Source organism: bacterium (assembly GCA_030654305.1).
Classification (GTDB): domain Bacteria; phylum Krumholzibacteriota; class Krumholzibacteriia; order LZORAL124-64-63; family LZORAL124-64-63; genus PNOJ01.
The window spans coordinates 1-7,505 of the sequence record JAURXS010000144.1; the positions used below are offsets into that span (position 1 = coordinate 1).

Annotated in this window: 9 protein-coding genes; 5 read left to right on the forward strand and 4 right to left on the reverse strand. The window is 71.4% G+C overall.

Translation table 11 applies throughout. The features are described from left to right. The 4 genes from Q7W29_03760 to arfB form a co-directional block, all read left to right on the forward strand. Positions 1 to 605 (forward strand): TrmH family RNA methyltransferase (locus Q7W29_03760; protein ID MDO9170928.1); only part of this gene is annotated, 605 nt, incomplete at its 5' end. Continuing rightward, a complete protein-coding gene (locus Q7W29_03765) occupies positions 602 to 1,027 on the forward strand; it encodes an EamA family transporter (protein MDO9170929.1) in 426 nt (141 codons plus the stop codon). The genes Q7W29_03760 and Q7W29_03765, both read left to right, overlap by 4 nt. Before the next feature lie 61 nt (positions 1,028 to 1,088). Further along, the gene (locus Q7W29_03770; GenBank protein ID MDO9170930.1) at positions 1,089 to 1,598 is read left to right on the forward strand and encodes a rubrerythrin family protein; all 510 of its coding nucleotides are present in this window, start codon (positions 1,089 to 1,091) and stop codon (positions 1,596 to 1,598) included. Between the two features lie 84 nt (positions 1,599 to 1,682). Next, positions 1,683 to 2,105: an alternative ribosome rescue aminoacyl-tRNA hydrolase ArfB gene (gene arfB, locus Q7W29_03775; protein ID MDO9170931.1), complete on the forward strand. Its 423-nt coding sequence runs from the start codon at positions 1,683 to 1,685 to the stop codon at positions 2,103 to 2,105. 9 nt (positions 2,106 to 2,114) lie between these two features. Here arfB and Q7W29_03780 read toward each other — a convergent pair whose 3' ends face one another. The 4 genes from Q7W29_03780 to Q7W29_03795 all read right to left on the reverse strand — a co-directional run bounded on the left by Q7W29_03780 (position 2,115) and on the right by Q7W29_03795 (position 6,589). Continuing rightward, positions 2,115 to 2,639: a hypothetical protein gene (locus Q7W29_03780; GenBank protein ID MDO9170932.1), complete on the reverse strand. Its 525-nt coding sequence runs from the start codon at positions 2,637 to 2,639 to the stop codon at positions 2,115 to 2,117. 28 nt (positions 2,640 to 2,667) lie between these two features. Further along, complete coding sequence (locus tag Q7W29_03785) at positions 2,668 to 3,231, reverse strand: hypothetical protein (protein MDO9170933.1); 564 nt, start codon at positions 3,229 to 3,231, stop codon at positions 2,668 to 2,670. Between the two features lie 121 nt (positions 3,232 to 3,352). Beyond that, positions 3,353 to 4,279 (reverse strand): HAMP domain-containing sensor histidine kinase, encoded by a 927-nt coding sequence (locus Q7W29_03790; protein ID MDO9170934.1) that lies wholly within the window; start codon positions 4,277 to 4,279, stop codon positions 3,353 to 3,355. A gap of 39 nt (positions 4,280 to 4,318) precedes the next feature. Beyond that, positions 4,319 to 6,589, reverse strand: a complete 2,271-nt coding sequence (locus tag Q7W29_03795) for an aconitate hydratase (GenBank protein ID MDO9170935.1) — start codon at positions 6,587 to 6,589, stop codon at positions 4,319 to 4,321. 158 nt (positions 6,590 to 6,747) lie between these two features. Between Q7W29_03795 and Q7W29_03800 the strand changes: the two genes are divergently transcribed. After that, positions 6,748 to 7,505, forward strand: a 758-nt coding sequence (locus tag Q7W29_03800; protein ID MDO9170936.1) for a pyridoxal-5-phosphate-dependent protein subunit beta, incomplete at its 3' end; no start/stop codon positions are given.

Below are 7,505 nucleotides of genomic sequence, written 5' to 3' on the forward strand. Positions count from 1 at the left end.
TGGAGGACCTGCGCCGCTCGGGGATCGAGATCGTCGAGGTGAACGCGCGCGTGCTGGAGAAGGCCTCCTACCGCGCGAAGCCCGAGGGGCTGATCGTCGTGGCGCAGCCGCCGGCCTGGACGCTGGACACGCTCAACCTGCCGCCCGAGCCCCTGGTGCTGGTCCTGGAGGGCGTGGAGAAGCCGGGCAACCTGGGCGCGGTCGTGCGTACCGCCAGCGGGGCCGGCGTCGCCGCGGTGCTGGCCTGCGGCGCGGGCGCCGATCCCTGGAACCCCAACGCCCTGCGCGCCTCGACCGGCGCGGTGTTCACCGTGCCGACGGTCAGCGCCGGCGCCGCGGAGATCCTGGACTTCCTGCGCGCGCGCGGCATCCCGCTGCTGGCGACCACGCCGGCGGCGCCCGACCTGCACACCTCCTGCGACCTGACCGGCCCCGTGGCGGTGCTGCTGGGCGCCGAGGACACGGGGCTGTCGAAAGAAATGCTCGCGGCGGCCGAGCGCCGCTGCCGCATCCCCATGCTGGGGACGGCCGACTCCCTGAACGTCAGCGTGGCGGCGGCGCTGCTCGCCTACGAGGCGCTCCGCCAGAGGAGCGCGCGTCGATGAAACCGTACCTGTTCGCCCTGCTGACCGCCGCGGCCTGGGGCTTCGGCGGCTACTTTGAGAAGCGCGGCCTGCACCTCGGCAACCTGCCGCCGCAGCTGGGCATCACGATCCGCACGGCGGTGGCGCTGGTGATCCTGGGCGCGGTGAGCGCGCCGCACTGGAAGGCGCTGGCGACCGCGGGGCCGCGGTCGCTGCTGTACATGACCATCGGCGGCGGCGTGGTGGCGGGCTCGATCGGCATGCTCTGCTTCTACACGGCCATCAAGGGCGCGCCCTTGACGCGCGTCATGCCCATCGCCTTCACCTCGCCCCTGTTCGGGGCGCTGCTGGCCCTGACGCTGGGCGGCGAGCCCGTCACGCTCAAGACGCTGCTCGGGATGGCGTTGACCGTCGGCGGGATCGTGCTGCTGACCATCGGTTGAATTTGATGACGGATCGTACCATGTTTCGGACAACCGATCCCGACCAACCCGAGGAGGCCCCATGCGTGCGATGACCGAGCACAATCTGAAGGACGCGTTCGCCGGCGAGAGCCAGGCGCACATGAAGTACCTGGCCTTCGCCGACAAGGCCGCCCACGACGGGTTCCCCCAGGTGGCCCTGCTGTTCAAGGCCATCAGCTACGCCGAGCAGGTGCACGCCGTGAACCACCTGAAGGAGCTCGCCGGCGTGGGCGACACCACGGCGAACCTGGAAGGCGCCCTCGGCGGCGAGACCTTCGAGGTGGACGAGATGTACCCCGCCTACATGGCGGTGGCCCAGCTGCAGCAGGAGAAGGGCGCCCAGCGCAGCATCCGCTTCGCCATCGAGGCCGAGAAGATCCACGCCGACATGTACCGCGCGGCGCTCGAGGCGGTCAAGGCGGGCAAGGACATCGACGTCACCAAGGTGTCGATCTGCCCCGTCTGCGGCCACACCGTCTTCGGCGACGCGCACGAGCGCTGCCCCGTCTGCAACGTGCCGGCCGACAAGTACGTCGCGTTCGCGTCCTAGCGCGCCGACGGCGGCCCTGCTACCATGCGAAGGTCGGGCGCGGGCCCGGCCTTCGCTGTTACCCTTCGTGTCGTCACGGAGAGCATGATGATCGAAGTCACACCGGACATCCGCATCGCCGACGACGAGCTGTCGTTCAGCTTCGTGCGCGCGTCCGGCCCCGGCGGCCAGAACGTCAACAAGGTCTCCACCGCGGTCCAGCTGCGCTTCGACGCCGCAAACTCCCCGAACCTGCCCGACGCGGTGCGGGCGCGCGCCTTGCGCCTCGCCGGCCGCCGCGCCACCACCGAGGGCGTCATCGTCCTGGACGCCCGCCGCCACCGCACCCAGGAACGCAACCGCCAGGACGCGATCGACCGCCTCGTGGCCCTGCTCCAGCGAGCCGCCGAACTCCCGAAGCCCCGCACTTCGACCAAGCCAACCCGGGCCTCCCGCCTCAAGCGCGTGGACGACAAGCGCCGGCGCGCCGCCGTGAAGCGGGCGCGCACCCAGCGCGACGAAGACTAGCCGGCGGGATTACTTCTTGCTCAAGCCGAGGATGATCCCCAGCACCAGCCCCCACAGCGCGGCCAGCCCGATCTGATAATCGGGGGGCAGGCTGAAGGTGACGGTGTGGGCCGGGATCCAGAACCAGACCAGCGTCCACCACGCGGTCGTGATCCCGGCGTAGCCGCGGCGGCGCAGGATGAGGTTGTCCTCCCAGCGGTGGAAGGCCATCATCTGCGGTCCGAAGAAGAGGTTGGTGAGCACCGAGACGGCCAGCGCGCGCCCCACGCCCGCCGCGCACCAGGCGGGCAGCAGCCCGTGTTCCAGCAGCCCCGCGACGAAGCCCTTCATGCCGGTGAAACCGAACTTGATCACCAGACCCAGCACGGCCCAGGCCACGGTCTTGGCCGCCAGCTGCGCGGGCGTGCAGGGCAGGGCGGGACGGCGCGCGCGCAGGCACGCGGCGACGATCTCCCCCAGGGTGCCGAGCACGGCGAACTGCAGGGCGGCCGAAAGCAGCGGTTGGGCGCGCACCCAGTCGGCGTAGAAGTTCACGGGAGTCCTCCGGGATACGGCGGGATGGTCAGTGGCGCTGCCAGCGTTCGGGCACGGATGCAACGCCACTCATCCTGGGGAGCGGGCCGTCCTGCAACGGCAGCCGCACCAGCAGCGGGACGCAGGTCGCCGAGCCGTGGGCGTGGCTGGCCCGGATGGTGATCGGCCCGGTGGCCGAATTCAGGAACGTGTTGGCCCCGGCATCGAGCGGCACGCGCACCCCTTCGTCGAGGACCTCGCGGGTCGTCCCGTCCGCCAGCTCCAGGCGGAACTTCAGCGCGCCGGGTCCGAGCAGGCGCACGTCCTGATTCTCGTGGAGCTCCACCTGCACCCAGAGCCAGGAGCGGGTGGTGTCGTCGCGCGCGGAGGCGATCATGTGGGCGGCGACGGGCAGCATGGCGGGCCCGCCCGGGTCGTCGTCGAGCCAGGCGACGATCTCGACCGGCCCGGCCGGCGCCGCGGCCGTCGTCGGGTCGGCGGCGACCGGCGCTCGCGCGCAGCCGACGGCCAGCGGCAGCGCCAGCAGCGACGCCAGCAGCCAAGCGAACGAGCGCGGATCGTACCGGACGGGATGTCGTCGCGGCGGCGTCAAGGAAGCCTCCCCGGTTCACGGCAGCCGGACCTCGCCAGCATGCGCCTACGGAGGCGCGGCGTCCAGCACGCTGTGGCTGCATCGGCGAATCGGAGTGGTCCTGGAGCCGGGATGCCGGCGGTCAGCCGGCCGGATGGCGGACCGGGATCTCCAGGCGGAAGATGCTGCCGCGGCCCGGGGCGTCGTCCAGATCCACCCGGCCGGCCAGCAACCCCTCGACCAGGCGGCAGGTGATGAACAGGCCCAGCCCGGTGCCGTGGGCACGCTGCGTTTCGGGCGTGTCGAGGCGGCTGTAGGGGCGGAACAGGAGCTCGCGCGCCTCGGGCCGGATGCCGGGACCGGTGTCGCGGACCTCGAGCCTGAGGGTGTCCCCCTCGACCGCGGCCCGCAGCGCGACCTCCCCCGCGTCGGTGAACTTGACGGCGTTGGACAGCAGGTTCAGCAGGCACTGCAGCAGCCGGCGCCGGTCCTGGCGCAGGACGAGGCCCGGCACGCCGGCGACGGACAGGGCGAGGCCCTTGGCCGCGGCCTGCTCCCTCACGTTGGCGGCCGCCTCCTCCAGCAGGGCGTCGAGCGGGAAGTCGTCGATCGCGGGCGCGACGCGGCCGGCGTCGAGGCGCGCCAGGTCGGTGATGTCGTTGGTGAGGGCCTGCAGGTGCCGGGCGGCGTCGCGCACGTGGCCCAGCTGCTCGCGCTGGTCCTGGTTCAGGGGGCCCGGCTTCTCCTGCAGCAGGAAGCTGGAGAAGCCCAGGATCGCGCCCAGCGGCGTGCGCAGCTCGTGCGACGTCGAGGCCACGAACTGCACGGTCTCGCGGGAGCGCGCCTGCGCGGCCGCCAGCTCGTCCAGCGCGCGCTGCAGGTGCAGCTCGCGGCGGCGCAGGGCGCCGTACAGCAGCACCGTGGTCATGGAGACGAAGAACCAGCCCTTGTAGGTCTGCAGCCGCGAGACGGCCTCGGGCGCGGCCAGGTCCAGGAACCGGTCCGATAGCAGGATCCACAGGACGCCCGCGGCCAGGTAGGTGAGCGAGATGCGATGGTACGATCTCATGCGAGGAGCCGACCTTTCCGGCGCGACGATCGGTCCCGTTCAGGCGCGGGTGGCCTTGATCCGGTTCAGCGCCGAACCGGCCCGGAACCACTCGATCTGCTCCGCGGTGAAGGTGTGCCGGACCTCGAAGGACTCGGTCGCCCCGTCGCCGTGCGTCAGGGTGACGCGCAGGGGGCGCCCGGGCGCCAGGTCGGCCAGAGGGCCGATGGCGACGCGGTCGTCCTGCCGGACGCGGTCGTAGTCGGCCGGGTCGGCGAAGGTCAGCGGCAGGATGCCCTGCTTCTTGAGGTTCGTCTCGTGGATGCGGGCGAAGCTGCGCACCAGAACCGCGGCGCAGCCCAGGTGGCGCGGCTCCATGGCCGCGTGCTCGCGGCTCGAGCCCTCGCCGTAGTTCTCGTCGCCGACGACGAGCCAGCGCCGCCCCGCGGCCTTGTAGGCGCGCGCCACCTGCGGCACCTCGCCCAGGCTGCCGTCGAGCTGGTTCTTGACGCGGTTCGTCTCGCCGCTGAAGGCGTTCACCGCGCCGATCAGCATGTTGTTGCTGATGTTGTCGAGGTGGCCGCGGTACTTGAGCCAGGGTCCGGCCATCGAGATGTGGTCGGTCGTGCACTTGCCCTGCGCCTTGATCAGGACCGGCAGGTCCGTGAAGTCGCCGCCGTGCCACGGCGCGAAGGGCTCCAGTAGGGCCAGGCGGTCGCTCTTCGGGTCGACCAGCACCTCGACGCCGCGGACGTCGGTGGGCGGCGCCTGGTAGCCGCCGGTGGCGACCACGAAGCCGCGGGGCGGCAGCTCGTCGGCGACCGCGGGCGCATCGAGGCGGACCTGTTCGCCGCGGGAATTGGTCAGCGCGTCGCGCCGCGGGTCGAAGCTCAGGGTGCCGGCCAGGCCGTAGGCCATGACGATCTCGGGGCTGCCGATGAAGGCGCAGGTCTCCGGGTTGCCGTCGTTGCGCTTGCGGAAGTTGCGGTTGAACGAGGTGACGATGGAGTTCGGCTCGCCCGACGCCATGTCGTCGCGCTGCCACTGCCCGATGCAGGGCCCGCAGGCGTTGGTCAGCACCGTGGCGCCCACCGCCTCGAGCGCCGCCAGCTGGCCGTCGCGCTTGATGGTCTCGTAGATCTGGTCCGAGCCGGGCGAGACCCACAGGGTCGTCTTCATCTTCAGGCCCTTGGCGACCGCCTGCCGCGCCACGTCCGCCGCGCGGCAGATGTCCTCGTAGGAGGAGTTGGTGCAGCTGCCGATCAGGGCCGCGGAGATCTTCGCGGGGTAGCCCTCGCGCGCCACGTCCGCGGCCAGGTCGCCGACGGGCCGCGCCAGGTCGGGCGAGTGCGGTCCCACCATGTGGGGCTCGAGGGTCGAGAGGTCGATCTCCACGATCTGGTCGTAGTAGTCGGCCGGCGAGGCGGCGACCTCGGGGTCGGCCGTCAGCAGGTCGCGGTTCGCGTCCGCCAGGGCGGCCAGCTCCGCGCGGCCGGTGGCCTCGAGGTAGGACGCCATGCGCGCGTCGTAGGGGAAGATGCTGGTGGTGGCGCCCAGCTCGGCGCCCATGTTCGTGATCGTGGCCTTGCCGGTGCAGCTGAGCGCCGCGCAGCCCGGCCCGAAGTACTCGATGACGGCGTTGGTGCCGCCCTTGACGGTCAGGATGCCGCAGAGCTTCAGGATGACGTCCTTCGGGGCGGTCCAGCCGTCGGGCGCGCCGGTCAGCTTCACGCCGATGATCTTCGGGTGCTTGACCTCCCAGGGCATGCCCACCATGACGTCGACGGCGTCGGCCCCGCCCACGCCGCAGGCCGCCATCGCCAGGCCGCCGCCGTTGGGGGTGTGGCTGTCGGTGCCGATGATCAGCCCGCCCGGGAACGCGTAGTTCTCCAGCACGATCTGGTGGATGATGCCCGAGCCCGGCTTCCAGAAGCCCATGCCGTAGCGGGCGGCCGACGAGCTGAGGAAGTCGTAGACCTCGCGGTTGCTGTCCAGGGCTTGGGCCTTGTCCGCCACGGCGCCCTTGTAGGCCAGCAGCAGGTGGTCGCAGTGGATGGTCGTGGGCACGGCCGCCTCGTCGCGCCCGGCCTGCATGAACTGCAGGATGGCCATCTGGGCCGTGGCGTCCTGCATGGCCACGCGGTCGGGCCGCAGGGCCAGGGTGGCCTCGCCGCGGGCCAGTTCCTGCCCCGCAGGGTCGTCCAGGTGCCCGAGGAACACCTTTTCGGCCAGGGTCAGCGGGCGTCCCAGCCGCTTGCGCACGACCGCGAGGCGCTCGCGGCTCGCGTCGTAGACTGCCTGCACCATCCGCGGAGTGGTCTCGATCGCCATGGCCTGCATCCTTCCGGGGCGAGCGTGGGCACCGTCGTCCGGACGGCCGGGGTTGACCGGCGCGCCGGGAAATCGCATTCTTGGAGGACCGGAATCGCAACAGTCTAGCAGTTGCTGAACGGATAATAAAGTCCCTGGAACGCCGAAGGACAACTCCCATGAGCCAGCCCCTGAAGATCGTCGACCCCGAGGTCCTGCGCCTGGCCGCCCGCCGCTGCCGCGAGCGCGGCATCGTCATCCCCACCCTGCAGGAGATGCAGGACCCGGCCCTGGTCCCGGCCGCGGTCCGCAAGCGCCTGTCGGAAGTGGGGCTATGGGACATCGACCCGGTCAACCTGTTCCGCATCACCTGGAAGAACGATCCCGCGACGGGGCTCTACAACGACGGCAACTGGATCGAATTCCCGCCCGAGCTGACCGGCGTGCCGGCGCGGATCGTCGGCCTGGTCGGCAAGTGGTTCCCGACCGGCGCCCACAAGGTGGGCGCGGCCTTCGGCTGCCTGGTGCCGCGCCTGATCACCGGCGCCTTCGACCCCACGCGCCAGAAGGCGGTCTGGCCCAGCACCGGCAACTACTGCCGCGGCGGCGCCTTCGACTCCAAGCTGCTGGCCTGCGAGTCGGTCGCCATCCTGCCCGAGGAGATGAGCCGCGAGCGCTTCGAGTGGCTGCGCGACGTGGCCACCGAGGTCATCGCCACGCCCGGCTGCGAGTCGAACGTCAAGGAGATCTACGACAAGTGCTGGGAGATCAAGCGCACGCGCCCCGAGTGCGTGATCTTCAACCAGTTCGAGGAGTGGGGCAACGCCCAGTGGCACTACCGCCTGACCGGCGGCATCGTGCTGGAGATCTTCGCGAAGATCGCGCGGCCCGGCGACCGCCTCGCCGCCTGGATCTCGGCCACCGGCTCGGCCGGCAC

Excerpts from the sequence above, each read along its gene's own strand:
- Q7W29_03765 (MDO9170929.1), top strand. The coding sequence starts at position 602 with ATGAAACCGTACCTGTTCGCCCTGCTGACCGCCGCGGCCTGGGGCTTC.
- Q7W29_03770 (MDO9170930.1), top strand. The coding sequence starts at position 1,089 with ATGCGTGCGATGACCGAGCACAATCTGAAGGACGCGTTCGCCGGCGAG.
- arfB (MDO9170931.1), top strand. The coding sequence starts at position 1,683 with ATGATGATCGAAGTCACACCGGACATCCGCATCGCCGACGACGAGCTG.
- Q7W29_03790 (MDO9170934.1), bottom strand. The coding sequence starts at position 4,279 with ATGAGATCGTACCATCGCATCTCGCTCACCTACCTGGCCGCGGGCGTC.
- Q7W29_03795 (MDO9170935.1), bottom strand. The coding sequence starts at position 6,589 with ATGGCGATCGAGACCACTCCGCGGATGGTGCAGGCAGTCTACGACGCG.